We start from the raw sequence: 26,992 nt of genomic DNA on the forward strand, positions 1-26,992 counted from the left end.
CGCCATCATCCGTCCTCCAGATGCAGCAATAGCGTCAAAGCCAACATCCCTGCAATCATTGGTGGCGCCCAAGCGGCCAAGAACACCGAAATCTGTCCGTTTTCACCAAGCACCTGCGCGACGTTGCGCAAGAAAAACATCCCAAGCCCCGCAAACAGCGCGAGCATCACCATCCGCCCTGTGCCGCCAAAGCGCACGTGCCGCATCGTGAAGCCTGCCGCAATCAGCACCATCGTCGCCAAAACGAAGGGCAAGGCAAGCTCCATCTGGAACCAGACGCGGTGGCGCTGCGCGGAAAATCCGGCGCGCTCCAACTCTTGAATGTAGTCGGGCAGGTCCCAAATCGCGATGGCTTGCGGCGTGCCGAAACCGTCGCGGATACGCTCTGGCGTCAGGTCGGAGGGCAGGCGCATCACGGCGCGGGTCGTCGCATCGCGTTCAGGGTTGGTTGAGCCTTTGAGGGGCCAGTCCTTGACGTCCCGCAATGTCCAATAGCCGTCCGACAAGATCGCCTCGCGCGCCTCGATGCGCCGCGCAGGCCCCGCATCGGCCGAAAACACAAGGAAAGTCGTCTCGTAAAGGGTTGTCGCATCCAGATTGGCCCGTGCCGCGTGAATCACCACTTGCGATGTAGCGAGGGCGGCCGCCCGCGCCGCAGCCTCGGCCGATAACGTTGGCGGCGTGACGGTGAGCGCATTCTGGGCCGGATCAATGTTGAGATCGACAGACCCATCCTCGCGGAAAAAGCGCGATGGCGCCCCCAAAGCGGCGCCCGTCTCGGCGAGGGCTTCGGAAAGCGCGCCCAAAACAGTGCTGGCGAGGTCGTCTTGCACGGCCTGCGTGCCGGTATCCGCGTCAGGATTGTCTTGCGCTTCCGCCTCTGACGAAATCAGGGCGGCCGCCTCAAGTGCGGCATCGGCCTCGGCGCCGGTCAAGGTCGCGCCTTGGCGTAACCAAAGCCCCTCCGACCCAATTGAAATCCGCGTGTCGCTTCCGCCGGTAAGGGCGCCTGCGCGGTATTGCGCGGCCAGATCTTCATAGCGTTGCGCCGAGGCGGCAAGGATCGGGTTGCCCACCGCAACCGCAGCCGCCCCCAAAAGAATTGTCGTCACCACCGGCGCGATCAACATCGTCAACGCCGATCGCCCGGCCGCGCGGATCACGACCAGTTCGGACGACCGCGCGAGGCCGATAAACAAGACCACCCCCGACAGCATCATCAAAATCGGCAAAACGGTGTAAATCCGTTCGGGAACGACCAGCGCCGCAAGGAAGGCCGCCTCGCCAAACCCCACGCCATTCCCGCCAAATCTACGTAATTGCTCGAGAATCTCGATGACGTAGAGAATGACGAAGAAGGCGCCGACGACCATGAAAGTCGCTCGCAAAAAACGCCGCGCAATGTAGAGAGAGAGTTTCATGCGCGCGCTCCGCCAAGATCTTCGCGGTTGCGTTTGGGGTTGCGGGCGCGGACGCTATGGGCAAGCAAGCCCGCCGCAATCGCCATCCCCGCCAAGGAGGGAAGGTAGCTTAGCGCCCAAAGGGCAGGTTTCGCGATCACCTGCGCCTCCGCCCAGTTTGCGATGAACTGCACCAAAATCAACAAACCGATCGCCAGGACGATCTGGCGCCAGATGCCAAACCGCGAAAAACTCGCCGTCATTAAGGTCGCGAAGCCGATGAAAACGGCCGAGAGAGCCAGCAGCGGGGCCGCGAGGCGGGTGTGAAGTTCGGCGGTGCGCGCGCCCGCATCAAGCCCGTCCGCCGCACCCGTCAGTAGTTGCCATGTCGTCATTTCGCGCAAACCAAGCGCGCTCGCCGCGACGCTGGGCACCAGCGCGCCGATATCATAGGTGAAATCATCAAACCGTGTGATCGTCAGGCGCCCGTCAGCACTGCGGATCTGGGCCTGTCCCGAAAACATCAGCAATTTTGGGCCTTGATCGGATTTGACGACCAAGGCGCGCTCGGCCGTATAAATCGTCTCGGAGGTGTTGCGCGCATCGGACAGGAAGAAATCCAGCAATTCCCCGCGCGACGAGATTTCGCGGATGTATAGGGTCACGCCTTTGGCCGGATGCATAAACGCACCGTCATTCAGGAATTGCGCGGTGATGTTTTCGGCGATTTCCGCCTGCCGTTCCGCCAAAGTGGCGCGGGCCACGGGCTCGAGCACATTGACCAAAATCATCATCATCGCGCCCACGATCGCCCCAAACACGAGCACCGCCCGTGCCAGCCGCCAAGGCGAGGCGCCCGTGGCTTGCATCACGACGAGTTCACTCTCCGAGCTCAACTTGTTGATCGCATAGAGCGTCGCCGCGAAGGCCGCGATCGGCAGCACAACGCGGATGACATAAGGCAAGGTGAGCGCGGTGAATTCCAGAACGACGAGCGCCGACTGCCCGTCCGAGATCAGTTGCTCAAACAATTGCACCGCCCTGTTGAGCCAGTAAACCGACACCAGAACCAGCGCGAAAAAGCCGAAAAGGCCCATAAGTTGGGCCAAAAGGTATCGATCCAGTCGCGCCAAGGGAACCTCATCAAACTGGTAATCGCCGCGCGGCGGCAGGGGGTGAGGTTCGTCATACCCAATGGGGCGCGATTGCGAAAGGGGGGTGGGGCCGCGCCGCGCCTGATTTGCGTCCGCGCTGTTGCGTGTTGGGGTGCGCATCGGCGATTCGCCGCGCAGCAGGCGGCATCGCAGCTCTTGCGGATGGCTCCGATCCGCGCGCCCCGCTTAACGGGTCGCACGCGATGGCGCATCTTTTCATTCGCCGCATCCGCCGCTAGGCTCCGGCCAAATTCCCGCGCCCGTGTCGTGCCGCCGCGCCGCCGCCGCCCGATGCCGCGTGCCATATTGGAGACTGACATGAGCCAACCGACCGAAATCCAATTCCAAGAAACCGATCTCGACGCGATTGCGACGGCAACGGGGCGCGTGGCATTGATTGTCGATCCCGAAGCAGGCCGCAGCCCCTGCGCGCGCCGCATCAACCGGTTGACGAAAGGGGCCTTGGATCGCGCGCTGCGATCGCCGGCATTTGCGAAGGTGAAGGCGGGCGATGTGCTGGATCTCGCCTATCCCGCAGGGATGGAATGCGATGCGGTGAGCCTTGTGGTCTTGCCTAAGAAGGCAAGCGTTCTGGAGGCGCGCAAGGCGGGGGCGGCAATCGGGAAAATGCTGACCGAAACGGGCGCGTTGGTTCTGGCGGAAAACCACAGCCGTGCGGCGGAAATCTCCTTCGGTCTCGCGCTGCGCGCTTATCGGTTCGAGCCTTACCTGTCGGAGGCAAAGCCTGCCGTTGGCGCCGTGACGTTTGCCGTCTCCAAACCCGAGGACATCGCCGCCGAAGCCGCCCCGCTTGCCGCGCTCGCGGAGGGGGTGTTCTTCACGCGCGATCTGGTCAATGAGCCGGCGAATATCCTCACAACAGACGATTTCGCGGGCCGCTTGGCCGCGATGCAGGAACTTGGCCTTGAGGTCGAAATCCTCGACGAGCCCGAGTTGGAACAGCTTGGTATGCGGTCGCTTCTTGCAGTTGGGCAGGGGTCTGAAAGCCCGTCGAAAGTGGTTGTGATGCGGTGGAACGGCGCGGCGGATGAGGCGCCGCTGGCGCTTGTCGGCAAGGGCGTCGTGTTCGATACGGGCGGGATTTCGATCAAGCCTGCGGCGGGCATGGAAGAAATGACGATGGATATGGGCGGCGCGGGCGTGGTTGCGGGGGTGATGCGCACGCTTGCACTGCGCAAGGCGAAGGCGAATGTTGTGGGGCTGGTCGGCCTTGTGGAAAACATGCCCGACGGCAAGGCGCAACGGCCCGGCGATATTGTGCGCTCGATGAAGGGCGAGACGATTGAATGCGTGAACACCGATGCCGAGGGGCGGATGGTTCTGGCGGATGTGCTTTGGTATGCGCAAGAGCGGTTCTCGCCGCGTGCTGTCATTGATCTCGCGACGCTGACAGGGGCGATCATCATCGCGCTTGGCCATGAAAAGGCGGGGATCTTCGGCAATGACGACGGTCTCGTCAATGCGATCGTGAAATCGGCGGAGGCTGAGGGCGAGGGCGCGTGGCCGATGCCGATGGGGGCGGGATATGAGAAGCTCATCAAAACGCGGCTGGCGGATATCAAGAATACCGGCGGGCGTGCGGCAGGGGCCGTGACGGCGGCGCAATTCTTGGGCCATTTCGTCAAGGAAGGCACGCCTTGGGCGCATATCGATATCGCGGGGGTGGCGTTGACCCCGTCGGAAACCACCCTTGCGCCCAAAGGGCCGAGCGGCTGGGGCGTGGTGGCGTTGGACCGTTTGATCCGCGACCGATTTGAGGGCTGACGATGCACGGCGCTGATGTTTCAGGGCAGGACGCAGGCCGAGGGGCGGGCGCGGATCACACCGCGCCTGCCTTGTTTTATCATTTGACACGAAGCCCGCGCGAGCAGGTGGCGATGATGCTTTTAACGCGTGCGCTGTCGCATGGGTGGCGGGTGGAGCTGCGGGCAAATCCGCAAACGGGCCCGCTTGCGCAACTGGACGCGCGGCTTTGGCAGGGCGCGGCGGGTGACTTTTTGCCCCATGGCATCGAGGGCGGACCGCATGATGCGTATCAGCCCGTGCTCATCACCCAATCCGCGTCAACTGCGGGCGCATTTGACGCGGTGATGACGGTGGGCGGGGCGGAGGTGAGCGCCGCCGATTGCGCCGGTCGCCAGCGGCTCTGGATCTTGTTTGACGGCACCGACGAGGCGGCCCTCACGGTGGCGCGCGGACAGTGGAAGGCGCTGACGGCGGCGGGGGTTGAGGGGCAATATTGGTCGGAGGCGGAAGGCCCTTGGAAGCGCATGAAGTAGTGCCTTTAAATAATTGAAAAATATGTGACAAGCCGCGCTGATAGACCTGCTGCACTGGTCTCTTAGCCCCTCGACTTGTGCTTGTTGTTGCCGCCGTGCACCGCCGCGCCGCAGAGTTTGGGCGCGCCCCTTGTGGCAGGGCGGCGGGCTGACTATGTGAGCCGCGCAACTGCCATTTCATTCAATTCGAGCTTTGGAGCCCGATATGACCGCAACTCTCCGCTATTTCCGTTGGCCCTTTATCGTGACGGGGGCGGGGCTTATCCTTTCCTTCATCTTGGGCACCAGCTTTTCCGGGCATTTAGGCGGCGGGGTGTCATTCCTGATTATCGCCTCCGTTCTCGCCGTTCTCGAAATCTCGCTGTCCTTTGATAACGCCATCGTCAATGCGAACAAACTCAAGGACATGGACCCGCTTTGGCAAAAGCGCTTCTTGACTTGGGGCATCATCATCGCGGTGTTCGGGATGCGGATTGTTTTCCCGCTTTTGATCGTTGTGATCGCGGCGGGGATCGGCCCATGGGAGGCCATCGTTATGGCCGCCAGCAAGCCTGACGACTATGCGCGGATCATCGGTGCGGCGCATTTGCCGATCGCGGCTTTTGGCGGGGCTTTCTTGATGATGGTGGCGCTGACGTATTTTGTGGACGAGGGCAAAGAGGTCGACTGGATCGCAACATTTGAGCGCCGCCTACGGGCCTGCGCCTCGATCCGCGGCCTCGAAATCGGGTTTGTGCTGAGCTTGATCATGGTCGTCGCCACGCTTGTGCCGGCTCACGAAGTTGGCCGGTTCCTCTTTGCTTCGGTGGCGGGGCTGGTGACTTTCCTCGCGGTTGAGGTCTTGGGGCAGGTGCTCGACAAACGCGGGCAAGCGCTGGAGGTTGCCGCGAAAGGCGGGCTGGGGGCGTTCTTGTATCTCGAAGTGCTCGATGCGTCATTCAGCTTTGACGGCGTCATCGGCGCGTTCGCCCTGACGCATAACCTGTTCTTGATTGCGATCGGCTTGGGGATCGGGGCGATGTATGTGCGCTCGATGACGATCATGCTGGTCGAACGTCAGACCCTCGCGGAGTTCCGCTATCTGGAGCATGGCGCGTTCTGGTCGATCCTGATCCTTTCGATCATCATGTTCGGGCAGACATTGTTCCATATCAACGAAATGATCACCGGACTTCTCGGTGCGAGCTTTATCGGGCTGGCCTTCATCTCCTCGCTGATCTACCGCAAACGCAACCCCGAGATTTGATCGGGTCGTGGGACCAAAAGTAAAATAGATGTAAGGCTTTACGGGGCGATGTTGCGGCATCGCTCCAATGCGTCAGGCGCCAGTATTGCTGCGCTTTACGCGCGGCTCCATGCTTGACGGATGCCCGTGGCGGCCTAGCTCGCCCCCAAACAGGAGAGGGCACATGCGGACATTAATTTTCGGCGCATCTGGGGGCATTGGCGCGGCTTTGATGCAGGCGGCGATGGATGCGGGCACCGCGCCTGACCAGATCATCGGTCTCTCGCGCCGTGATGACGGGCTTGATGTCACCGATGAGGCCAGTATCGAACGGGCTTTGGCAAAACTCAGCGGTCCCTTCGAGCGGATCATCTGCGCGACGGGCGCGTTGGAAATCGCAGGCCGCGGACCGGAGAAATCCCTCCGCGCGGTTACCCCGCATGCGCTCGCCGATCAGTTCGCCGTGAACGCAACGGGCCCGATATTGGTGCTGAAACATGCGCTTCGCCTGATGCCCCGCGACCGGCCGGCACGGTTCGCGGCGCTCTCGGCGCGGGTTGGCTCCATCGGGGATAATCGTTTGGGGGGCTGGTATAGTTACCGTGCGGCGAAGGCGGCACTCAACCAGTTGCTGCGCTCCGCCTCCGTCGAAATCGCGCGCACGCATCCGCACGCCGTCATCGCCGCGCTGCATCCTCTGACCGTGGCGACGCCCTTCACCGCGGCGTTTCAAGCGACCCATCCCACCGTGACCCCCGCGCATGCGGCGGCGGGGTTGATCCGAGTGCTCGACGCGCTTTCGCCCGCGCAGACGGGCGGATTTTTTGACGCGAATGGCAAGGAGATTATCTGGTGAGCCGCCTCATCCTCGTTCTGGGGGATCAACTCTCCTTTGATCTCGCGAGCCTGCGCGATCGCGCGCCAACCGATCATGTGATGATGGCGGAGGTCCGGGGCGAGGCGCGCTACGTGCCGCATCACCCGCAGAAAATTGTGTTGTTCCTCAGTGCGATGCGCAAATTCGCGGCGCAGTTGGAGGCCGAGGGGATGCCCGTTCTCTACTCCAAACTGGAGGATGCCGAAACGGGGCCTAGCCTGCGTGCCGAGGTGCTGCGCCGGTATGAGGAGACGGGCGCGAGAGAGGTTGTCGTCGTGCGGCCGGGGGATTGGCGGCTCACGGCCGAGCTGGAATCCTTGCCCGTTCCGGTGCGGATGCTGGCGGATGACCGGTTTATCTGCCCGCCTGCGGTTTTTGAAGACTGGGCCAAGGGGCGCAAGCAATTCCGGATGGAGTGGTTCTACCGCGAGATGCGCCGGCGCACGGGGCTGTTGATGGAGGGCGAGGCGCGCGACCAGCCTGTCGGGGGACAGTGGAATTTCGATCACGACAATCGCAAGCCCGCCAAGCCTGACCTGATGCGGGTTGCTGCCAAACAGTTCAAGCCTGACGCCGTGGTCACAAAGGTGATGACCGTTGTTGGCGACGCCTTCCCGGATCATTTCGGCACGCTCGACGCTTTTCACTGGCCGACCGACCGCGCGCAGGCGCTCGAGGCGCTCGATCATTTCATCGCGCATATTCTGCCGCGGTTTGGCGACGAGCAAGATGCGATGCTCCGCGATGATCCGGTGTTGAGCCATTCGCTTTTGTCGCCCTGCATCAACCTTGGTTTGCTATCGCCGCTTGAGGTCTGCAAGCGGGCGGAGGCGGCCTATTTTGACGGCACGGCTCCGCTCAACGCCGTCGAAGGGTTTATCCGGCAGATCCTCGGGTGGCGTGAATATATGCGCGGAATTTGGGCGATCTCCGGACCGGATTACCTCACGTCGAATTACCTCAACCAGACCGAGGACCTTCCGCCCGCCTATTGGGGGGCGCCCACGAAAATGGCCTGTCTTGGCGCCGCGGTGGCGCAAACGCGAGATCTGGCTTACGCGCACCACATTCAGCGCCTCATGGTGACGGGGAATTTCGCGCTTTTGGCGGGTGTGTCGCCGCAAGAGGTGGAGGCGTGGTATCATGCGGTTTACATTGATGCGATTGAATGGGTGGAGGCGCCCAATACTCTGGGCATGAGCCAGTTCGCGGATGGCGGGTTGCTCGGATCAAAGCCTTACGTCTCGTCGGGCAGCTACATTAACAAAATGTCTGATTATTGCGGCGGCTGTGCGTACCGCGTGAAAGACCGGACGGGGAAGGACGCGTGCCCGTTCAATCTGCTTTATTGGGATTTCCTGATCCGCCACCGCGAGACACTGGGGGGCAATCCTCGCATGGCGCAGATGTACCGCACATGGGATAAGATGGCGGCCACGCACCGCGATGTGGTGATTAAAGAGGCGGGAGACTTCTTGCGAAAACTGCGGGCGGGCGAGCCGGTGTGAGGGCGGGGGATGCGCAAGGCGGAGGCGCAGGCGCTTCACCCCTGCGTCAGCGCGCTGGAATTCCGCACGATCACCATTAGATAAGACCTATTGCGTCATTGGACCCCATGGTTTGGCGCGCAAATATCGGCCGATACGTTTTCGCCCGCAGGAGACAATTGATGACTGACGACACACGCTATCACCGCGATGAGGATAAAATCGCGCGGCTCACGCCCGAGCAATACCGCGTCACGCAAGAGAACGGGACGGAGCGTCCTTATACCGGCGAATATGACAAGCATTTCGAGGCGGGTATCTATGTCGATATCGTCTCGGGCGAGCCTTTGTTCGCATCCTCCGCAAAATACGATTCCGGCTGTGGATGGCCGGCATTTTCCAAACCCATCGTTGCGGGACATGTCGCCGAGTTGCACGATACATCGCACGGAATGACCCGCATCGAGGTGCGTTCGAGCCACGGTGATAGTCATTTGGGCCATGTGTTCAACGATGGCCCGCGCGAGATGGGGGGGCTGCGGTATTGTATCAATTCGGCAAGCCTTCGCTTCGTGCCGCTCGACGAGATGGAAGAACAGGGCTACGGCGATTACATGGACGGGGTGGAGCAAGACAATGGATGAGCAAAAGATTGACCGCGCCGTTCTGGCGGGCGGATGTTTTTGGGGGATGCAGGATCTGATCCGCAAGCAAGACGGCGTTGTTGAAACCCGTGTGGGCTATACGGGCGGGGACGTCGTCAATGCGACCTACCGCGATCACGGCACCCATGCCGAAGCGATCGAGATCCTGTTTGATCCCGAACGGCTCAGCTATCGCCGGATTTTGGAGTTCTTCTTCCAGATTCACGATCCAAGCACCGAAAACCGCCAAGGCAATGATCGTGGTCTGAGCTACCGTTCGGCCATTTTCTACGCCGACGCAGAGCAAAAGCGGATCGCGGAAGAAACCATTAAAGACGTCGATGCCTCTGGCCTCTGGCCGGGCAAGGTTGTGACGGAACTCGCCCCCCTTGGCCCGTTTTGGGAGGCAGAGCCCGAGCATCAAGACTATCTGGAGCGTCTTCCCAACGGATACACCTGCCACTTCGTGCGTCCGGGATGGGTGCTGCCGAGAAGCGCATAGTCGCGCCCTTAGGCGCGATAGGCCGAGATGATATGTTCGATCTGCGCGCGGACGACATCCGCGCGCACATGCACATGGTCGTCAGCATAGGCCGGCAGGCCCGTGGTGCGGATGGATTCGTAGGTGGGTAGATAATCAACCAGCGGGTAGCTGCGCCACAGTTCCTCTGCCACGACGCGCAAGACGGATTTGGAATAGTCATTCGCCATCACGCAATCGGTATCCTCGAACGTCGTTTGTAACGGCACGGGCGAGACCGAAATCAACACCTTGATCCCGCGCTGGGTGAGCGCCTCGATGGCAGGGTGCAAAAGATCCAGCGAGGATTGGACGCCAAGGCGATGATACCGATAGCGGGTCTCGCTGGTGCGAGCATCTTGGGGCGAGGGCATCCGGTTGAGATAGGTCTCAAGTTGGGCGTCATACCATGCCTCGATATAGCCCAGTGTAATGATGACGGCCTGCGATCGGGGCAGGTGGGCGTAGATATTAAACACCTCCTCGCGCCGCGCGATCCCGCGCTCCCACGTCACATCCTTGCGCGATGCGAGAAGCAAATCGCCCCACCCCTGTCCGGTCGCGACCAGTGTTCCCTCATCGGATCGCCGCCCCTGCAACGCGTTGAGGATGCGTTGCGCGATCGTGCCCGGGTTGAATTCGTTTAAAATCCCGTTGCGCCGCGGCCATTGCCATTCGCTTTCGGGCACTGAAAACGCCATCGTCGGAAGATCCACGCCAAGTTTTTCAAGCTCGATCTCGATGTTGCGGGCGAAACACGAGCCGATCGTGAAGATCGATTGGCCCGTCGCAAGATCCAGTTTGAAGCGCGGGCGCAGTTCAGGGAGAATCAGGCCCTCTTGATATCTGGGGTCATTTTCATCCGGATAGGCACGGCGGCTTTTGTTGGCGCGCGAACAATTATAGGCCGCGTTAAGGGAGCGATCCTCGAGATCTGGAAGGCGTGTCATAGGGTTATGGCTCCATCTTAGGCGCGTTGAGAGGCGTTGCGGATCTGATTACAGACCCGTCAGCCCTATATTCATGCGGTCACGGGGCATAAATGCCCATTTATCGGGCAGGGCCGACGATTGGCCCAGCTTGCCGCATCAACGGGCCCATTATGCGGCATTTGGGTGCCCAAATCGGAAAATCTCCAACTGTGTTGTTCCTGTCATAGCGGAACTATCCACAAGAAACAGGCCCCTGTGGATGGATCTTGGGGCCACATCGGCTTTGCCACGCAATCCCCCTAGAAACAAAGAGAATCCTGAATTGCGCGAGGGTCGCTCAGGGGCGGGGGGGATTGTGGATGAATCACGGGACAGTTTTCGCCCGTATTTACAGGGGGCTGGTCAAGCTTTTTTATCCCCTCACCATTATGAAAACTTTATTGACGGTTCCGTGAACCTACGCCAGTTTGTGGGCAGCTGCGAAGGTTAATACTAGATATAGTGTTGCACGCGCGGCTCGACCGATAGATGTGACCGGGCCCGGTGAGGGCGGCGGGCCTTGACGGGTGGTCTTCACCCGTCACGGGCGGCCCCTCATTTTGGCCCAGCGCAAAGCGGCACATCGCCGCCAGCGCGACGGGAGCCATTGTCTTGGTCGCCACAGGTTTGATAATTTGCACGGGGCAGAAGATGAAAATCGAGCGGAAGTTCACCACGGCAGACAGCGGCGCATACGGGTCGATCGCGTTCAATACGACGACCTCCGAAATCCGCAATCCCGACGGCACGATCGTCTTCAGAAACGAAGCCGTCGAGGTCCCCTCAAAGTGGAGCCAGGTGGCGTCGGACGTTCTGGCGCAGAAATACTTCCGTAAGGCGGGCATCCCGGCCGTTGTCAAAAAAGTCAAAGAAAAGAACGTGCCCGAGTTTTTGTGGCGATCGGTGCCGGATGAGGCCGCACTTGCGCAATTGGCCGAGGAACAGCGCTTCACGGGCGAGACCTCCGCAAAGCAAGTGTTCGACCGCCTCGCAGGCGCGTGGACCTATTGGGGCTGGAAGGGCGGATATTTCAGCACCGAGGAAGATGCGCGCGCCTATTACGACGAGATGCGCTTCATGCTGGCCGAGCAAATGGCCGCGCCGAACTCGCCGCAATGGTTCAACACCGGCCTGCATTGGGCCTACGGCATCGATGGCCCGTCGCAAGGGCATTACTACGTCGATCACCTGACGGGCAAGCTGACGAAATCGGCCTCGGCTTACGAGCATCCCCAACCGCACGCGTGCTTCATCCAATCGGTGAAGGATGATCTGGTGGGCGAGGGCGGGATCATGGATCTTTGGGTCCGTGAGGCGCGCTTGTTCAAATATGGCTCGGGCACGGGGACGAACTTTTCCAGCTTGCGCGGCGAGGGCGAAAAGCTTTCGGGCGGCGGCAAATCGTCGGGGTTGATGGGTTTCCTCAAAATCGGTGACCGTGCCGCAGGCGCGATCAAATCGGGCGGCACCACGCGGCGCGCGGCCAAGATGGTGATCTGCGATATGGATCACCCCGATGTCGAGAATTTCATCAACTGGAAGGTGATCGAAGAACAAAAAGTGGCCTCTCTGGTCGCGGGCTCGAAATTGCACGAGCGCGAATTGAATGCGATCTTTGAAGCGATCCGCGCTTGGGATGGCACCGCTGAGGGTGCGAGCGATCCGGCGAAGAACGAGGCGTTGAAAGCGGCGATCAAATCGGCGAAAAAATGTATGATCCCGGAGACTTACATCAATCGCGTTTTGCAATACGCGCGTCAGGGATACACGTCGATCGAATTCCCGACCTATGACACGGATTGGGATTCCGAGGCCTATGTGTCGGTGTCGGGCCAAAACTCCAACAACTCTGTGCGGGTCACGGACGCCTTCTTGAAGGCGGTCAAGGACAACGCCGATTGGGAGCTGTTGCGCCGGACTGACGGCAAGGTTGCCAAGACGATCAAGGCGCGCGACCTGTGGGATCAGGTAGGGCACGCGGCTTGGGCCTGCGCTGATCCGGGCATCCAGTTCCATGATACGGTCAACGCGTGGCACACCTGCCCCGAGGATGGCGAGATTCGCGGGTCGAACCCGTGTTCGGAATATATGTTCCTCGACGATACGGCGTGCAATCTCGCGTCGATGAACCTGCTGACTTTCTTCAAGAAAAACGAGTTCAACGCCGAGGCCTATGTTCACGCGACGCGTCTTTGGACGGTCACGCTCGAGATTTCGGTTTTGATGGCGCAATTCCCAAGCCAAGAGATCGCGCAGCGCTCGTATGATTTCCGCACTTTGGGCCTTGGCTACGCCAATATCGGTGGTTTGCTGATGAATATGGGCTACGGCTACGACAGCGAGGAGGGCCGCGCGTTGTGCGGCGCGCTCACGGCTGTGATGACGGGCGTGTCTTACGCAACATCGGCGGAAATGGCCGCAGAGCTGGGCGCCTTCCCGGGCTATCAGAAAAACGCCGCCCATATGTTGCGCGTGATCCGCAACCACCGCACCGCCGCATATGGCAAGACGGCTGGCTATGAGGGCCTCGATATCAAGCCGGTGCCGCTTGATATTGCGGGATGCCCCGATCAAACGCTGGTCGAAATCGCGAAGAACGCTTGGGATTCCGCGCTGGATCTGGGTGAAAAGCACGGCTTCCGGAACGCGCAGGTTTCTGTGATCGCCCCGACGGGGACGATTGGTCTGGTGATGGATTGCGATACCACCGGAATCGAGCCGGACTTCGCGTTGGTGAAGTTCAAGAAACTTGCGGGCGGCGGGTATTTCAAAATCATCAACCGCTCCGTGCCTGCGGCCTTGGTAAAGCTGGGTTATAAATCCTCCGAGATCGAGGAGATCATCGCCTATGCCGTTGGTCACGGCAGCTTGGGCAATTGCGCGGGTATCAACCATACCGCGTTGATCGGCCACGGGTTTGGCCCGCGCGAGATTGAGAAGATCGAGGCGGCGCTGCCGTCGGCGTTTGATATCCGGTTCGTGTTCAACCAATGGACATTGGGCGAGGATTTCTGCACGCAAACCTTGGGAATCCCGACGGCGAAGCTCAACGATCCGACGTTCGACCTCCTGCGGCATTTGGGCTTCACCAAAGGGCAGGTTGAGGCGGCAAACGATCATGTTTGCGGCACGATGACCTTGGAGGGCGCGCCCTTCCTCAAGCCTGAGCATTACGCCGTGTTCGATTGCGCGAATGCGTGCGGCAAGAAGGGCAAGCGGTATTTGTCCGTCGCGAGCCATATCCACATGATGGCGGCGGCGCAAAGCTTCATCTCGGGCGCCATTTCCAAGACGATCAACATGCCCAACTCGGCCTCGATCGAGGAAACGCTGGCGGCTTATGAGCTGTCATGGAGCCTCGGGATCAAGGCGAACGCGCTCTACCGTGACGGGTCAAAATTGAGCCAGCCGCTCGCTTCCGCGCTTGTGGAAGATGACGAAGACGCTTCGGAAATCCTCGCCTCGGGCAGCCAGCAAGAGAAGGCGATGGTTCTGGCAGAGAAGATCATCGAGAAGGTTGTCGTCAAAGAGATCGTGCGCTCGCACCGTGAAAAGCTGCCCGAGCGCCGTAAAGGGTATACCCAAAAAGCGGTTGTGGGCGGGCATAAAGTTTATCTGCGCACGGGCGAATACAAGGATGGGCAGCTCGGTGAGATCTTCATCGATATGCATAAAGAGGGCGCGGGCTTCCGTGCGATGATGAACAACTTCGCCATCGCCGTGTCGGTGGGCCTGCAATACGGGGTGCCGCTCGAAGAATTCGTCGATGCGTTCACCTTCACCAAGTTTGAGCCTGCGGGCATGGTGCAAGGCAATGACAGCATCAAGAACGCGACCTCGATCCTCGACTATGTCTTCCGCGAATTGGCGGTGTCCTATCTTGATCGTACGGATCTGGCGCATGTCGCCCCCAAGGGCGCGAGCTTCGATGATCTGGGCGGCGGTGCGGAAGAGGGCAAACGCAACGTGGCCGCGCCATCGGAGACGGCTGCTTCCAAATCGCTCGAAGTTTTGCGGCAGATCTCGTCCTCGGGGTATTTGCGCAAGCGTTTGCCGCAGGAGTTGACAGTATTCCAAGGTGGCATCGGTTCCAGCGTGGCGCAAGATCCGGTCGCGGCGCTTAACGCGCTGATCCCGGAGACGGCGAAGGGCATGGCGACGGGCACCTCGGGCGCGATGATGGCGGGCGCTACGGCGTTGGCATCGGGGCGGGTGTCTTTGGATGCTCGTTTGAAGGCGAAGATGCAGGGCTATGAGGGCGAAGCTTGCGGCGAATGCGGTAACTACACGCTCGTGCGCAATGGCACTTGTATGAAATGCAACACATGCGGCGGCACGTCGGGCTGTTCTTAAGGAGATGAAAATGCAATTTCTGGCAGGGAACCGTTTGATCGAGGCCGAGGAAATCCGGTTTGCGCCCGAGGGCGCGCCGGAGGCGCTGGAGGCGGTGTTTGGCGCAGAGGCGTTCAAATCGGTGTTGGACGAGCAATATTGTGGATCGGGTGAGGTGCAGGCCTATGAGGGCTGCGTCGCGCAGGGCCGGATGTTGATCGATGAGATTACCTTGCAAGGCGGGCAATCGGTGGTGCGACTGACGCCCGTCGCATCGCGCACTGTGCATTGATCTGAGACATTAAGTTCGGGGGCGGGTGCGCTCGCCCTAGACGTTGAGAAGGCCGGCTAGAAACTATCTTTGAGGGCAGTGAACCAGAACGAGCCTGATTGACGAAACTAGACCCCCGTTCCTGTCCGCAGGGCGGGGGTCGCTTTATTGAGAGGCGCTTACCTGCGGCGCGGGTACGATGTGTTGCGCGCATGCAAGTATGCGTTGGCATACGGATAAGCGGCTGAATTTGCGCATTTCCTTCGCGCATCCTCCCGATAATGTCTGCAAATCCTGCGGGATGGTGTGGATGGATGAGGGAAGCATGAGCCAGATTATTGAGCATCCGTTGCGCTATGAGTGCGTGAATGAGTTGCATGCGCGGCCCTTCCCGCAGATCGCAGCGCCCGCGCAGGTGACGTTTTTGGCGCTCAAACCGGCGGTGAATGCGGCCAACCGCGACCGGGCGGCGGATCTGGCGCATCTGGGCGCGCTGTTGATGCGGGCAGGGGCGCAGCCGCCGTCCTCCGGCGTGATCCATCACGCCGCCCAGATCGGGCAGCACCAGCTGAAATGGGAAAGCCATACCGAATTCACAAGTTTCCTCGCCCATCGGCCCAGCTTGTCCGCGCGGGCGTTTGATCCGGCTGAGGGGGATGTGTTTCCCGCCGATTGGATCGGCGCGGCGCAGGGGCAGCGTCTCGCGGCGTTGCAAGTGCGCATCGAGGTGATCCCCGATGATCCCGCGCAGATCGATGCGATGTTGGCCGATTGGTTCGTCGCGGAAAGCCTTGCCTGCGCGGAGGTTCTCGACGGGGCGGCGGTGATCGCGGGCGATTTTCGCATCGATCCCGCAGGCCAGATGCGGTTCGTTATTTTTGTGCATCCCGAAACGGGGCCGGGGCGGACGGGGCGCATCGTGCAACGCCTGTGCGAGGTGGAAACCTACCGCGCGATGTCGATGCTTGGCCTTGGCCGCGCGCGGACATTGGGCCAGCGTCTCAATGCGCTCGAGCCGCGCCTGTCCGATCTGGTGGCGGGGCTGACGGAAGCCTCCGCACCCGAGGAAACGCTTCATGACTTGCTGCGCATCTCGGCGGAGTTGGAGGCGCTCGCGGTGCAACACTCGTTCCGCTTTGGCGCAACCGCTGCCTATGAGGCGATCGTGACGCAGCGCATTCAGGTGCTGCGCGAGGCGCGCTTCCAAGGGCGGCAGATGTTCTCGGAATTCATGCTGCGGCGCTACGATCCGGCGATGCGCACGGTGAAATCGACGGAAAAGCGATTGGGCGAGATGCTCACGCGGGCCTTGCGCGCGGGCGAGTTGCTGCGCACGCAGGTCGATGTGGCGCGGTCAAAACAAAATCAGAAGCTGCTCGAGAGCATGGATCGCCGCGCCGATTTACAGCTACGCCTGCAACACACGGTTGAGGGGCTGTCGGTTGTCGCGATCAGCTATTACGCGGTCTCTTTGGCGGGCTATCTCGCCTATCCCGTCGCCAAATCTCTGAGCATTTCCAAAGAGATGATGACCGCCGGATTGACCCCCGTCGTGATTTTGGCAGTGTTTTTGATGGTGCGCTCCATTCGCAAGGGCTTTGGCGCGCATTAGCGTGGAGGGTCAGAAACTCGGCGGTGTGCAGGCGCTGACGACGTGGCATTCCACCCCGCCAGTATTGCGAAACCGGTGGGGAAGGTGGCTTTCAAACGCGTAGGCATCGCCCGCGCCCAAGAGCTTGCGGATGCCATCTACGGTGACTTCAAGATGGCCCGAGAGCACCAATCCGACCTCCTCGCCTTGATGGCTGAGGGCGGTTTTGCCGGTATCTGCGCCGGGCTGATAGACTTCGCGGATCATCTGCAAGGTGCGCCCCGCACTTCGCTCGCCGATCTGGCGATAGGAGATTTTCCCACGCCCGATTTCGACGAGATCCTCGGCCTTGAAGAAGTAGCTGCGCTCCATTTCCGGCTGATAGGCGAAAAACTCCGCCAGCCCGATCGGCAGGCCATCGAGAATCCGTTTGAGCGCGCCGACCGACGGATTGCTTCGGCCCGATTCGATCAGCGAGAGTGTCGAGTTTGGCAGGCCCACGCGTTTGGCGAGCGCGCGTTGCGACAGGCCGCGTGTTTCGCGTAGGCTGCGCAACCTGCCGCCGATATCCACCTCGTCCGACATCTTATGGCTTTCCTTGCGATGTTGCATGTGTTTGCGTATTCACATCATTTGCGCGCGGATCAAGATAAATCAATAGCTTATACAGGCACGATAAAGGATTGTTTTGGCGCACGCCGCGTGGCCAAATCGTCATAAGCAGCTCGTTGCTCACCCCCCAATCGGAGCCCTCCCCATGTCCAGCCGCGCGAATGACCTCACTCACATCACCGAAGCCGACCGCGCCCATGTCTGGCATCACTTGTTGCAGCACAAAGCGTTGGAGACGACCGATCCGCGGATCATCGTGAAGGGCAAGGGGATGCGCGTCTGGGATCAAGCGGGACGTGAGTTCCTTGATGCGGTCTCGGGCGGCGTCTGGACGGTAAATGTCGGATACGGGCGCGAAAGCATCGCCAACGCCGTGCGCGACCAGCTGATCGAGATGAACTATTTCGCGCAATCGGCAGGCTCGATCCCGGGCTCGCTTTTTGCGCAAAAGCTGATCGAGAAAATGCCCGGAATGAGCCGCGTCTACTATGCCAACTCCGGCTCTGAGGCGAATGAGAAAGTGTTCAAAATGGTGCGCCAGATTTCCGCGCGTTTCCATAATGGCGGCAAGTCTAAAATCCTCTACCGCGAGCGCGATTATCACGGCACGACGCTTGGCGTTCTTGCCTCCTGTGGTCAGCCGCAGCGCGCGGTGCAATACGGGCCGTTCCCAGAGGGCTTCGTCGAGGTGCCCCATTGCCTTGAATATCGCAAGCAGTGGGATGTTGAGGATTACGGCCGCCATGCCGCCGACGCGATCGAGGAAGTGATCTTGCGCGAGGGGCCGGAGACGGTGGGCTTGCTGTGCCTTGAGCCGGTGACGGCAGGGGGCGGCGTGATCGTCCCGCCGGCGGGGTATTGGGACCGCGTGCAGGAGATTTGTGCGAAATATGATGTGCTTTTGCATATCGATGAGGTCGTGTGCGGGATGGGCCGGACGGGCGAGTGGTTCGGCTATCAAAACTACGGGATCAAACCCGATTTCGTGACGATGGCGAAGGGACTGGCCTCGGGCTATGCGGCGATTTCGGCCTTGGTGACGACCGAGGAGATCTTTGAGAAGTTCAAAGACCCGACCGACCCTCTGAGCTATTTCCGTGATATCTCGACCTTTGGCGGGTGCGCGGCGGGCCCTGCGGCGGCGCTCGAGAATCTGCGGATCATCGAGGATGAGGGCTTGTTGGAGAACACCAAAGCCATGGGCGCGCGGCTGGTCGCGAATCTCGAAGCTTTGATGGGAAAACATGCTGTGATCGGCGAGGTGCGCGGCGCGGGTCTGTTCGTCGGGGCGGAGCTCGTGGCGGATCGCGTGACCAAAGAACCGGCGGCGGAGGCTTTGGTGCAGCGGGTCGTGGCGGAAACCGCGGCGCGCGGTGTGATGATCGGCGCCACGAACCGGTCTTTGCCGGGCTTCAACAACACGCTGTGCTTCAGCCCTGCGTTGATTGTGACGGCGGATGAAATCGACGAGATCACCGCAGCGGTTGACGGCGCGCTGACGGCTGTTTTCGGCTAGTTTCGGCGCAATACGGATCGGGAAGGGGGGCATTGCCCCCCTTTTGCGTGCCGTTAGCCGGTGGCGAGATCCAGCTTCGCCGCGCAGATAAAATCGTTTTGGGACAGCCCGCCGACATCATGCGTGGTAAAGCTGACCGCACAATATCCCCATCCAAAGGCGATATCGGCGTGATGTCCCTCTTTGTCGCTGACAAAGGCCGCCAGATTCGCCGTCAGGACCGCCTTCGAGAATCCTTTAAAGGTAAATCGCCGTGTCAGCGTTTTTCCGGCGTCGTCCAGCGTCCAATCGGGATGGAGCTGTGCTTTGAGCGGGGCGATTTGTTCGTCGTCGAGTGCCACGACGCTGCTGTTGCATTCACCGCAAGACTGGTCTTTGAGGTCGGTCATCTGAACTTCCTTTCAGCTTTCTGCGTGGAGGATCGCGAGGGATCATCCGCCATCCGCGACGGGCGCGCTACAGGATCGCGCGCAGCCAGCTCACAAGATTTCGCGCAGCCTGCGCGGGGGAGATGCTGGCGTCAAGGTGAACGGGAAGGGGTTTCGCGTAGGCCCGGCAGGACTTGAACCCGCAACCAAGGCGTTATGAGCGCCCTGCTCTAACCAGTTGAGCTACAGGCCCACGCGCCAGACTGAGTAGCAGATCGGCGGGCGGCGTCAAGAATGGCGCGCGTGTTTCGCGCATGTCGCAGGCAGGGGGGCGCAAAACCCGCGTTTTCGCGCTTTATCCGCGAGAAACCGTCAGCGCAGCGTTGCTCCCAAGGCCCCTATGCGCTAATCGCTTGGGCGAGAATCCCAGCTAAGACCCCGCAGATTATCCTTGAGGAGTGCGCGACATGAGCGAGCAAAAAGGCCTGACCTACGCCGACGCAGGCGTTGATATTGACGCGGGCAATGCGCTCGTTGAGCGGATCAAGCCGGCCGCCAAGCGCACGTCACGCTCGGGCGTGATGTCCGGTCTGGGCGGGTTTGGCGCTCTGTTCGACCTCAAAGATGCGGGCTATACTGATCCGGTTCTTGTTGCCGCGACCGATGGCGTGGGCACGAAATTGCGCATCGCGATCGATACTGGCAATGTTGACACAATCGGCATCGATCTTGTGGCAATGTGTGTCAATGATCTTGTCTGCCAAGGCGCCGAGCCTTTGTTCTTCCTCGATTATTTCGCGACGGGCAAGCTTGAGCTTGATCAGGCGACCCGCATCATCAATGGCATTGCGGAGGGCTGTGCACAGTCCAACTGCGCGTTGATCGGCGGCGAGACGGCGGAGATGCCGGGGATGTATCACAAGGGTGATTTCGATCTCGCGGGCTTTGCGGTGGGCGCGATGGAGCGCGGCGCGACCTTGCCATCGGGCGTTGTTGAAGGCGATGTGCTGCTCGGGCTTGGCTCGAACGGGGTGCATTCGAACGGCTATTCCTTTGTGCGCAAAGTGGTTGAATTGTCGGGCCTTGGATGGGACGCGGAATGCCCGTTTGGGGAGGGGTCTCTGGGCGAGGCGCTGCTTGCGCCCACGCGCCTCTACGTTAAGCAAACGCTCGCGGCCTACCGTGCGGGGGGCGTCCATGCGCTGGCCCATATCACCGGTGGCGGCTTGACGGAAAACCTTCCGCGCGTTCTGCCCGAGGGCTTGGGCGCGACGATTGATCTGTCCTCGTGGGAGTTGCCGCCGGTGTTCCGCTGGCTGGCGGAGACCGCGAAGATGGAGGAGGCCGAGCTTCTCAAGACGTTCAATTCGGGCATCGGGATGATTTGCGTCGTCGCGGCGGACCGTGCGGATGCGCTGACCGAATTGCTCGTCGGTGAGGGCGAAACCGTGTCGCGCATCGGCGTGATCACGGCGGGCGACGGCGTTTCCTACACCGGCGCGCTGCTGTGAAGCGCGTTGCCCTGCTGATCTCGGGGGGCGGATCGAATATGGTCCGCCTCGTTGAGGATATGCAGGCGGGTGGCTACGGCCTTCCGGTGCTGGTGGGATCGAACGATCCGCAAGCGGGCGGCCTGATCAAGGCGCGCGATTTGGGCGTGCCCACGTATAGCGTCGATCACAAACCCTTTGGCAAAGACCGCGCGGCGTTCGAGGCGGAGATGCTGCGGCCGCTTCTTGCAGCCGAGCCTGATGTCGTGTGTCTGGCTGGCTACATGCGGGTGCTGACACCTGCGTTTGTCGACCATTTTAAGGGGCGGATGCTCAATATCCACCCGTCGCTGTTGCCCAAATATCCGGGGCTGCACACCCATGCGCGCGCGCTGGAGGCGGGCGATAGCGAGGCGGGATGTTCGGTTCATGAAGTCACGGCCATTCTCGATGATGGGCCTATTTTAGGGCAGGCGCGGGTGCCGGTTCTGGCGGGCGATAGCGCCGACGATCTCGCATTGAGGGTGCTCATCCAAGAGCATCGCCTCTACCCGGCGGTTTTGCGGCGTTTTTTGAGCGGCGAGCGCGGCCGGCTGGATCTGTTGGCGTAAAGCAGCTATGCCGCGCGTTTTTTGCGGCAAATTGACCGCAGATTTCCCGAAAAACTCACGCAAATGCGCGGCCCGTCTTGAGCCGCGCTTCCTTTTCTTCAAGCGCTCGCCTAAACGTTGGGTGACAGCGGGATGACCCCGCGCGAGAAAGGCCTCCATGAAGTCCCCCATTATCACGATTTCTACCACCGAAGCCCTTGCCGAATTTTGTGCCAAGGCGAAAACCCACCCTTTCGTAACGGTCGATACCGAGTTCCTGCGCGAACGCACCTATTGGTCGAAACTGTGCCTCGTGCAGATGGCGTTGCCGGGCAAAGACGGAGAGGCGGTTCTGGTAGATCCACTGTCCGAGGGCCTATCGCTCGAGCCGATGTATGACCTGTTCCGCCACGAGGCGACGGTCAAAGTCTTCCATGCCGCGCGTCAGGATCTGGAGATCTTCTTCGTCGAGGCGGGGGTCTTCCCCAAGCCGCTGTTTGATACGCAAGTCGCGGCGATGGTTTGTGGATTTGGCGAGCAGGTCGGGTATGAAACGCTCGTGCGCAAGATCGCGAAAGAGAACCTCGACAAGACATCACGGTTCACGGATTGGTCGCGCCGGCCGCTGACGGATGCACAAAAAACCTATGCAATTGCGGATGTTACGCATTTGCGCGTGATTTATGAATTCCTTGCCAAAGATCTTGCGAAATCGGGCCGTTCGGCGTGGGTGGAGGAGGAAGTGGGCATCTTGCTCAATCCCGAAACCTACACCAATCGCCCTGAGGAGGCGTGGATGCGTGTGAAAACCCGCACCACCTCCGCGCGGTTCCTTGGCGTGGTGCGCGAGCTTGCCGCCTTCCGCGAGGGCTATGCGCAGGCGCGCAACATCCCGCGTTCGCGCATTTACAAGGATGATGCGCTGCTCGAGCTGGCGTCGACGAAACCCACGACCATCGAGGAGTTGGGGAAATCGCGATTGCTGCTGCGTGAGGCGCGTCGGGGCGATATCGCGGATGGGATCATTCGCGCGGTGAAAGAGGCGATGGCGGCTAAGCCCGAGTCCTTGCCAAAAATCGTCGAGGAAAAGACCCAGTTGCAGGTCAACACGGCGCTGGCGGATCTGTTGCGCGTGTTGCTCAAGGCGAAGTCGGAATCGGCCGGCGTTGCGCCCAAGCTGATTGCCTCCTCTGCCGATCTTGACCGGATCGCGGCGGGGATGCGCGACGTTGTGGCCTTGACCGGATGGCGGTTGGAAGTGTTCGGCGCGGATGCGTTGCGTCTTGCCGAAGGGGAGATCGCCCTGACGGCGAAGGGCGGATCTGTGAAGGTTGTCGCGCTAGCGTAAGCTGCGAGAGCGGGACTTGATGCGCTGAACCGATTAAAAAAATGCCGCGATCATCTCGCGGCATTTTTTATTTTATTTTGTGATTTCAGAATGACTTACCGCAGGATCTTCAAGTGCCGAGGTAATCGGCCAGCGCCGCCTCGAGATCCGTCACTGTCGCCACGGTTGTGAGGAAATCAAGAATACTGGAATCGGCGAAGCCCTCGGCCACGATATGATGCATCAAAGCGAGGAGTGGCTCCCAATATCCATCGGTATTTAGGAGATAGATCGGTTTTGAATGGAGGCCGATCTGCCGCCATGTCAGAACCTCGAAAAGCTCGTCAAGCGAGCCTGCACCGCCCGGCAAAACCACAATCGCGTCTGAATTCATATACATGACCTTTTTGCGCTCATGCATGTTCTCTGTGATGATGAAGGTCGAAAGATCGCGTTTGCCGACTTCAAAATCCAGAAGATGTACGGGGATCACGCCAAAAGTTTGCGCGCCAGCCGCCTGTGCGGACCGCGCAACTTCGCCCATCAAACCGACATCACCCGCCCCGTACACCAGCCGCCAATTGCGCGCCGCCAGCATCTGACCGGTCGCCTGTGCGGCCAAGGCGTAATTGGGATTCGCGCCCGACCGCGATCCGCAATAGACGCAAATAGAATGCTGTGCGGCGGGGGCCTGCGGGCGATTGGGCGATTGTGACATGGGGTTCCTTTCGGGATATTTCGGCGCAGGGCGAATGCCCGCAAATCTTTCGCGCAATGGCGCGTGCTTTTGTGATAACGGGCTTGCCAAGCAGTCTCAAGCGCTTGCAACATATGTGTGACAGTCGCCCGCTTTGAATGACGGGCGGCGCGATAAGGGAGTTGGTGGTATGGGTCGGAGCAATGCGCTTTTGGGTGGCGTCGCTGGGGTGGGTGTTCTCGTCGTCATTGGCGGGCTCGTCAGCTTTTATAACACGCAAACCGCCGATCGTGCGCTTGATGACGCGGGCAAAACCGTGAGCACGCCCGCATCTCAAACGGCGTCTCAATCGGCATCTCAAACGGCGCTGCAAATGGAACCCGAGGCGGGTGCCACGCCGAAGCCGCTTGTCAGCGCCGGTGATCTGTCCGCCGTCGCGCCCATTGAAGGCGGCATGGAGGCCGTTGGCGTATCCGCCGAGCCGCAGGGAGCGGGACAGGCGCGCGCCTTGGCGGATTTGACACCCGAGTTCGATGCGATGCGCATCACCGCGTCGGGCGCGTTAACCGTTGCGGGGCGCAGCGCGCCTGACGCGCAGATTGATGTTGTCATCGATGGCGTCGTTGTGGCGAGCACAAAAGCCAGCAATTCCGGACATTTCGCAGCACTTCTTGATGTGCCCGTATCGACTGAGCCGCGCGCCCTGACGTTACGGGCGACGGGCGCGGCTGGGGCGTCTGCGGCATCTGCGCAAAGCTTGATCATCGCGCCGCGCAGCGCCGCCGATGTCGCGGCGCATCAAGTGACTGCTTTGGGCGCGCAAACCGATGCGCAATCGGTTCTCCAATCGGCGCAGCAGTCTGGCCAATCGGGCGAGGCACCTTTGGTCGCGGAAGTTGCCACTGAGGCGCCAAGCGCGGAGGCGGCACTGGAGGCGGCGCTGGTTGAAGCCGCGCCAAACGCTGCGGAACAAGAGGCCGATCGCGCGCCGAGCCTTTTGCTCGCGGATGCGAGCGGGATCAAGCGCGTGGAGGCGGCCCCGAATGGGGCGCTGATTATTGATACGGTTGCCTATGGCACGTCGGGGGAAGTTTTGGTCGGGGGGCGCGGCGCGCAGGCGGGGCAGGTGTTGCGCGCCTATCTGGACGATCAACTCCTCTCCGAGGCGATCGCACAGGCCGACGATTGGCGGATGGCTTTGCAAGATGTTGCGCCCGGAGAATACGCACTGCGCATTGATGCGTTGGACGCCGACGGCAAAGTCGTGAGCCGCGCGCAGACGCCATTCTTGCGCGAGACGCCGGAGATTTTGGCCGCCGCTCAAGCCGTCTCCAAGACGCCAGTGGGGGCGGGAGAGACGCAAGATCTTGAGGATAACGCGAGCGCTGCGCAAACCTCGACGGCAAGCGCCGCGCCGCAGCTCTCGGTCCTGACCGTTCAGCCGGGCAATTCCCTTTGGCAAATCGCATCAAACTCCTACGGCGACGGGGTGCTTTATGTGCGGCTGTTTGAGGCCAATCGCGCGCAAATTCGCGATCCTGATCTGATTTATCCGGGGCAAGTGTTCACAATTCCACAATAGGGTCGCAGCCGCCGAACCATTTATCCGCCCTGAAACGCGGCGCGCGCACTGGTATCCTTGCGGCGCGCGGCCTAAGTCTATGTGAGCCAGCGCACCATCAAGCGCATGAACTCCCCGCTCGCGGCGTACGCGCGCGGGGCGCCAGCGAAAGAAATCCTATGCGATCCGTCAGCACCGTCAGCGGCAAGCCAACTGCGCAAGAGCGCGCGAGCGCCCTGCGCACAATCAAATCCGTCCTCCCCTATCTCTGGCCTGCCGATCACCCGTGGGTGAAGCGGCGCGTGGTGTGGGCGATGATTGTGCTGATCGGGGCGAAGGTGATTTCTGTTTTGACGCCCTTCTTGTACAAGGCGGCGGTGGACGCGCTATCGGGCGAGATGCGGGATGATAGTCTGTTGTTGATGCTCGGCGCGGTGGCGTTGACGATTGCCTACGGGGTCGCGCGGATCTTTACCGTCGGGTTCGGAGAGCTGCGCGATTTCATCTTCGTCCCCGTGAGCCAGCGCGCCTTGCGCCAGTTGGCGTTGGAAACCTTCGGCCATATCCACCGTCTTAGCCTGCGCTATCACCTGACCCGCAAAACCGGCGGGTTGAGCCGCATTATCGAGCGCGGGGTCAAGGGTGTCGATTTCCTGTTGCGGTTCATGCTGTTCTCGGTCGGCCCGCTGGGGTTGGAGTTGCTGTTCGTGACGGGGATTTTCGCCTTCGTCTTCGATCTGCGTTATGCGGCGGTCGTCGTGGTGACGATTTGGGCCTATGTGACTTGGACATTCAAGGTCACGGAATGGCGCGTCTCGATCCGGCGCGCGATGAACGCCGCGGATACCGAGGCCAATCAAAAGGCCATCGACAGCCTGCTGAATTTCGAGACTGTGCGCTATTTCGGCGCGGCCGCGCGCGAAACCAGGCGCTATGACGAGTCGATGGAAGGGTATGAGAAGCTTGCGGTGAAGACGGGGCAATCGCTCGCGGCGCTGAACTTCGGGCAGGCGCTGATCATTTCGCTGGGGTTGATGACGGTGATGGTCATGGCGGCGATGGGCGTGCAACAGGGTAAGCTGACGGTCGGGGATTTCGTGATGGTGCAAGCCTATATGATCCAGATTACGATGCCGCTCGGCTTCTTGGGCACTGTCTACCGCGAGATCCGGCAGGCTTTGGTCGACATGGCCGAGATGTTCGATTTGCTGCACCAACCCGCCGAGATCAACGACAAGGCGGATGCGACGGCGCTCAAGGTGGAGGGCGGGGCGTTGAGCTTCACGAATGTGAATTTCGCCTATGATCCGGCGCGGCCCATCTTGAAAGACGTGTCGATTGACTTGCCCGCGGGCAAAACCGTGGCGCTGGTTGGTCCTTCGGGCTCCGGCAAATCCACGATCGGGCGATTGCTGTTCCGTTTTTACGATGTGACGGGGGGCGCGATCAAAATCGACGGGCAGGACATCCGCGACGTGACACAGGCGAGTTTGCACGCGCAAATCGGTGTCGTGCCGCAAGACACGGTGCTGTTCAACGATACGATCTATTACAACATTGCATATGGGCGCCCCGAGGCGACGCGTGCCGAGGTTGAGGCGGCGGCAAAAGCGGCCAAAATTCATGACTTTGTGATCAGCTTGCCGGAGGGGTATGAGACGTCCGTCGGCGAGCGCGGATTGAAGCTTTCGGGCGGCGAGAAACAGCGCGTGGGGATCGCGCGAACGCTCCTCAAGAATCCGCCGATCTTGCTGTTGGATGAGGCGACATCTGCGCTCGACACGCAAACCGAGCGCGACATTCAAGAGAGCCTGAAAGAGATGGGCGAAGGCCGCACGGTCATTACGATTGCGCACCGGTTGTCGACGATTGCGGATGCCGACCAGATTATCGTGCTGGAGGCGGGTGCGGTCGTCGAGCGCGGGACGCATGAGCAATTGCTGGCGCAGCAGGGCCGGTATAGCGCGATGTGGGCGCGTCAATCGTCAGAAGACGAAGACGCGGCGGCAGAGGCGGCGCCCGAGCGGCTTGATCACACTTAGGTGGGGGTAGCGCGGCC

Annotated in this window: 22 protein-coding genes and 1 tRNA gene; 16 read left to right on the forward strand and 7 right to left on the reverse strand. The window is 60.8% G+C overall.

Going from position 1 to position 26,992, the window contains the following annotated elements; all coding sequences use genetic code 11:
- Positions 1 to 5: 5 nt before the first annotated feature.
- Together SJY32_RS05490 and lptF are read right to left on the reverse strand one after the other, a co-directional pair.
- On the reverse strand, positions 6 to 1,421 hold the full coding sequence (locus tag SJY32_RS05490; RefSeq protein ID WP_376872583.1) for an LptF/LptG family permease: 1,416 nt from the start codon (positions 1,419 to 1,421) through the stop codon (positions 6 to 8).
- A complete protein-coding gene (gene lptF, locus SJY32_RS05495; RefSeq protein ID WP_376877594.1) occupies positions 1,418 to 2,533 on the reverse strand; it encodes an LPS export ABC transporter permease LptF in 1,116 nt (371 codons plus the stop codon). The genes SJY32_RS05490 and lptF overlap by 4 nt, the downstream gene beginning before the upstream one ends.
- A gap of 339 nt (positions 2,534 to 2,872) precedes the next feature.
- Here lptF and SJY32_RS05500 point away from each other — a divergent pair, with 339 nt between their 5' ends.
- From SJY32_RS05500 to msrA, 7 genes are all read left to right on the forward strand, one after another.
- Entirely contained in the window at positions 2,873 to 4,339 is a 1,467-nt protein-coding gene (locus SJY32_RS05500) for a leucyl aminopeptidase (protein ID WP_376872586.1), read from the forward strand.
- A gap of 2 nt (positions 4,340 to 4,341) precedes the next feature.
- Positions 4,342 to 4,854, forward strand: a complete 513-nt coding sequence (locus SJY32_RS05505; RefSeq protein ID WP_376872589.1) for a DNA polymerase III subunit chi — start codon at positions 4,342 to 4,344, stop codon at positions 4,852 to 4,854.
- Positions 4,855 to 5,059: 205 nt separating this feature from the next.
- A complete protein-coding gene (locus tag SJY32_RS05510) occupies positions 5,060 to 6,100 on the forward strand; it encodes a DUF475 domain-containing protein (protein ID WP_376872592.1) in 1,041 nt (346 codons plus the stop codon).
- Between the two features lie 163 nt (positions 6,101 to 6,263).
- Entirely contained in the window at positions 6,264 to 6,935 is a 672-nt protein-coding gene (locus SJY32_RS05515; protein ID WP_376872594.1) for an SDR family NAD(P)-dependent oxidoreductase, read from the forward strand.
- A complete protein-coding gene (locus SJY32_RS05520; protein WP_376872596.1) occupies positions 6,932 to 8,464 on the forward strand; it encodes a cryptochrome/photolyase family protein in 1,533 nt (510 codons plus the stop codon). The genes SJY32_RS05515 and SJY32_RS05520 overlap by 4 nt, the downstream gene beginning before the upstream one ends.
- A gap of 161 nt (positions 8,465 to 8,625) precedes the next feature.
- A complete protein-coding gene (gene msrB / locus SJY32_RS05525; protein ID WP_376872599.1) occupies positions 8,626 to 9,087 on the forward strand; it encodes a peptide-methionine (R)-S-oxide reductase MsrB in 462 nt (153 codons plus the stop codon).
- A complete protein-coding gene (gene msrA / locus SJY32_RS05530) occupies positions 9,080 to 9,589 on the forward strand; it encodes a peptide-methionine (S)-S-oxide reductase MsrA (RefSeq protein WP_376872602.1) in 510 nt (169 codons plus the stop codon). Before msrB ends, msrA begins: the two co-directional genes overlap by 8 nt.
- An 8-nt stretch (positions 9,590 to 9,597) precedes the next feature.
- On the opposite strand, the gene SJY32_RS05535 is transcribed toward msrA, so the two are convergent.
- On the reverse strand, positions 9,598 to 10,557 hold the full coding sequence (locus tag SJY32_RS05535; RefSeq protein ID WP_376872605.1) for a GSCFA domain-containing protein: 960 nt from the start codon (positions 10,555 to 10,557) through the stop codon (positions 9,598 to 9,600).
- Between the two features lie 672 nt (positions 10,558 to 11,229).
- Between SJY32_RS05535 and SJY32_RS05540 the strand changes: the two genes are divergently transcribed.
- The 3 genes from SJY32_RS05540 (at position 11,230) to SJY32_RS05550 (ending at position 16,793) form a co-directional block, all read left to right on the forward strand.
- The gene (locus SJY32_RS05540; RefSeq protein WP_376872608.1) at positions 11,230 to 14,931 is read left to right on the forward strand and encodes a vitamin B12-dependent ribonucleotide reductase; all 3,702 of its coding nucleotides are present in this window, start codon (positions 11,230 to 11,232) and stop codon (positions 14,929 to 14,931) included.
- A gap of 10 nt (positions 14,932 to 14,941) precedes the next feature.
- The gene (locus SJY32_RS05545; RefSeq protein WP_376872611.1) at positions 14,942 to 15,202 is read left to right on the forward strand and encodes a hypothetical protein; all 261 of its coding nucleotides are present in this window, start codon (positions 14,942 to 14,944) and stop codon (positions 15,200 to 15,202) included.
- Positions 15,203 to 15,506: 304 nt separating this feature from the next.
- Positions 15,507 to 16,793 carry a DUF3422 family protein gene (locus SJY32_RS05550; RefSeq protein WP_376872614.1) on the forward strand — a complete coding sequence of 429 codons (1,287 nt, stop codon included), beginning with the start codon at positions 15,507 to 15,509 and terminating at the stop codon, positions 16,791 to 16,793.
- 9 nt (positions 16,794 to 16,802) lie between these two features.
- Here the strand turns inward: SJY32_RS05550 and SJY32_RS05555 are convergent, their stop codons facing one another.
- Positions 16,803 to 17,357: a cupin domain-containing protein gene (locus SJY32_RS05555; RefSeq protein ID WP_376872616.1), complete on the reverse strand. Its 555-nt coding sequence runs from the start codon at positions 17,355 to 17,357 to the stop codon at positions 16,803 to 16,805.
- Between the two features lie 172 nt (positions 17,358 to 17,529).
- Between SJY32_RS05555 and SJY32_RS05560 the strand changes: the two genes are divergently transcribed.
- Positions 17,530 to 18,900, forward strand: coding sequence for an aspartate aminotransferase family protein (locus SJY32_RS05560; protein ID WP_376872618.1), 1,371 nt, complete (start codon positions 17,530 to 17,532; stop codon positions 18,898 to 18,900).
- Between the two features lie 53 nt (positions 18,901 to 18,953).
- Here the strand turns inward: SJY32_RS05560 and SJY32_RS05565 are convergent, their stop codons facing one another.
- Both SJY32_RS05565 and SJY32_RS05570 read right to left on the reverse strand, forming a co-directional pair.
- Positions 18,954 to 19,289, reverse strand: coding sequence for a 4a-hydroxytetrahydrobiopterin dehydratase (locus tag SJY32_RS05565; protein ID WP_376872620.1), 336 nt, complete (start codon positions 19,287 to 19,289; stop codon positions 18,954 to 18,956).
- 158 nt (positions 19,290 to 19,447) lie between these two features.
- A tRNA-Ile gene (locus tag SJY32_RS05570) sits at positions 19,448 to 19,521 on the reverse strand.
- Positions 19,522 to 19,735: 214 nt separating this feature from the next.
- Between SJY32_RS05570 and purM the strand changes: the two genes are divergently transcribed.
- The 3 genes from purM (at position 19,736) to rnd (ending at position 22,696) form a co-directional block, all read left to right on the forward strand.
- On the forward strand, positions 19,736 to 20,779 hold the full coding sequence (gene purM, locus SJY32_RS05575; RefSeq protein ID WP_376872623.1) for a phosphoribosylformylglycinamidine cyclo-ligase: 1,044 nt from the start codon (positions 19,736 to 19,738) through the stop codon (positions 20,777 to 20,779).
- Positions 20,776 to 21,369 carry a phosphoribosylglycinamide formyltransferase gene (purN, locus tag SJY32_RS05580; RefSeq protein WP_376872625.1) on the forward strand — a complete coding sequence of 198 codons (594 nt, stop codon included), beginning with the start codon at positions 20,776 to 20,778 and terminating at the stop codon, positions 21,367 to 21,369. Before purM ends, purN begins: the two co-directional genes overlap by 4 nt.
- Before the next feature lie 169 nt (positions 21,370 to 21,538).
- Positions 21,539 to 22,696 carry a ribonuclease D gene (rnd, locus tag SJY32_RS05585; protein WP_376877597.1) on the forward strand — a complete coding sequence of 386 codons (1,158 nt, stop codon included), beginning with the start codon at positions 21,539 to 21,541 and terminating at the stop codon, positions 22,694 to 22,696.
- Between the two features lie 109 nt (positions 22,697 to 22,805).
- Here the strand turns inward: rnd and SJY32_RS05590 are convergent, their stop codons facing one another.
- Positions 22,806 to 23,393: a TIGR00730 family Rossman fold protein gene (locus tag SJY32_RS05590; RefSeq protein ID WP_376872628.1), complete on the reverse strand. Its 588-nt coding sequence runs from the start codon at positions 23,391 to 23,393 to the stop codon at positions 22,806 to 22,808.
- 169 nt (positions 23,394 to 23,562) lie between these two features.
- On the opposite strand from SJY32_RS05590, the gene SJY32_RS05595 reads away from it, so the two are divergent.
- A complete protein-coding gene (locus tag SJY32_RS05595) occupies positions 23,563 to 24,954 on the forward strand; it encodes a LysM peptidoglycan-binding domain-containing protein (protein ID WP_376872631.1) in 1,392 nt (463 codons plus the stop codon).
- 158 nt (positions 24,955 to 25,112) lie between these two features.
- Complete coding sequence (locus SJY32_RS05600) at positions 25,113 to 26,975, forward strand: ABCB family ABC transporter ATP-binding protein/permease (protein ID WP_376872634.1); 1,863 nt, start codon at positions 25,113 to 25,115, stop codon at positions 26,973 to 26,975.
- Positions 26,976 to 26,992 lie beyond the last annotated feature (17 nt).

Origin of the sequence: Albirhodobacter sp. R86504 (genome assembly GCF_042466415.1) — a bacterium.
Taxonomy (GTDB): Bacteria; Pseudomonadota; Alphaproteobacteria; order Rhodobacterales; family Rhodobacteraceae; genus Albirhodobacter.

What these genes read in the sequence shown, in the direction of transcription:
- SJY32_RS05490 (WP_376872583.1), bottom strand. Translation starts at nt 1,421, where the DNA reads ATGAAACTCTCTCTCTACATTGCGCGGCGTTTTTTGCGAGCGACTTTC.
- SJY32_RS05500 (WP_376872586.1), top strand. Translation starts at nt 2,873, where the DNA reads ATGAGCCAACCGACCGAAATCCAATTCCAAGAAACCGATCTCGACGCG.
- SJY32_RS05535 (WP_376872605.1), bottom strand. Translation starts at nt 10,557, where the DNA reads ATGACACGCCTTCCAGATCTCGAGGATCGCTCCCTTAACGCGGCCTAT.
- SJY32_RS05590 (WP_376872628.1), bottom strand. Translation starts at nt 23,393, where the DNA reads ATGTCACAATCGCCCAATCGCCCGCAGGCCCCCGCCGCACAGCATTCT.
- msrB (WP_376872599.1), top strand. Translation starts at nt 8,626, where the DNA reads ATGACTGACGACACACGCTATCACCGCGATGAGGATAAAATCGCGCGG.
- SJY32_RS05505 (WP_376872589.1), top strand. Translation starts at nt 4,342, where the DNA reads ATGCACGGCGCTGATGTTTCAGGGCAGGACGCAGGCCGAGGGGCGGGC.
- SJY32_RS05540 (WP_376872608.1), top strand. Translation starts at nt 11,230, where the DNA reads ATGAAAATCGAGCGGAAGTTCACCACGGCAGACAGCGGCGCATACGGG.
- SJY32_RS05560 (WP_376872618.1), top strand. Translation starts at nt 17,530, where the DNA reads ATGTCCAGCCGCGCGAATGACCTCACTCACATCACCGAAGCCGACCGC.
- SJY32_RS05565 (WP_376872620.1), bottom strand. Translation starts at nt 19,289, where the DNA reads ATGACCGACCTCAAAGACCAGTCTTGCGGTGAATGCAACAGCAGCGTC.
- SJY32_RS05545 (WP_376872611.1), top strand. Translation starts at nt 14,942, where the DNA reads ATGCAATTTCTGGCAGGGAACCGTTTGATCGAGGCCGAGGAAATCCGG.
- SJY32_RS05515 (WP_376872594.1), top strand. Translation starts at nt 6,264, where the DNA reads ATGCGGACATTAATTTTCGGCGCATCTGGGGGCATTGGCGCGGCTTTG.
- SJY32_RS05555 (WP_376872616.1), bottom strand. Translation starts at nt 17,357, where the DNA reads ATGTCGGACGAGGTGGATATCGGCGGCAGGTTGCGCAGCCTACGCGAA.
- SJY32_RS05600 (WP_376872634.1), top strand. Translation starts at nt 25,113, where the DNA reads ATGCGATCCGTCAGCACCGTCAGCGGCAAGCCAACTGCGCAAGAGCGC.
- SJY32_RS05510 (WP_376872592.1), top strand. Translation starts at nt 5,060, where the DNA reads ATGACCGCAACTCTCCGCTATTTCCGTTGGCCCTTTATCGTGACGGGG.
- SJY32_RS05595 (WP_376872631.1), top strand. Translation starts at nt 23,563, where the DNA reads ATGGGTCGGAGCAATGCGCTTTTGGGTGGCGTCGCTGGGGTGGGTGTT.
- SJY32_RS05550 (WP_376872614.1), top strand. Translation starts at nt 15,507, where the DNA reads ATGAGCCAGATTATTGAGCATCCGTTGCGCTATGAGTGCGTGAATGAG.
- msrA (WP_376872602.1), top strand. Translation starts at nt 9,080, where the DNA reads ATGGATGAGCAAAAGATTGACCGCGCCGTTCTGGCGGGCGGATGTTTT.
- purM (WP_376872623.1), top strand. Translation starts at nt 19,736, where the DNA reads ATGAGCGAGCAAAAAGGCCTGACCTACGCCGACGCAGGCGTTGATATT.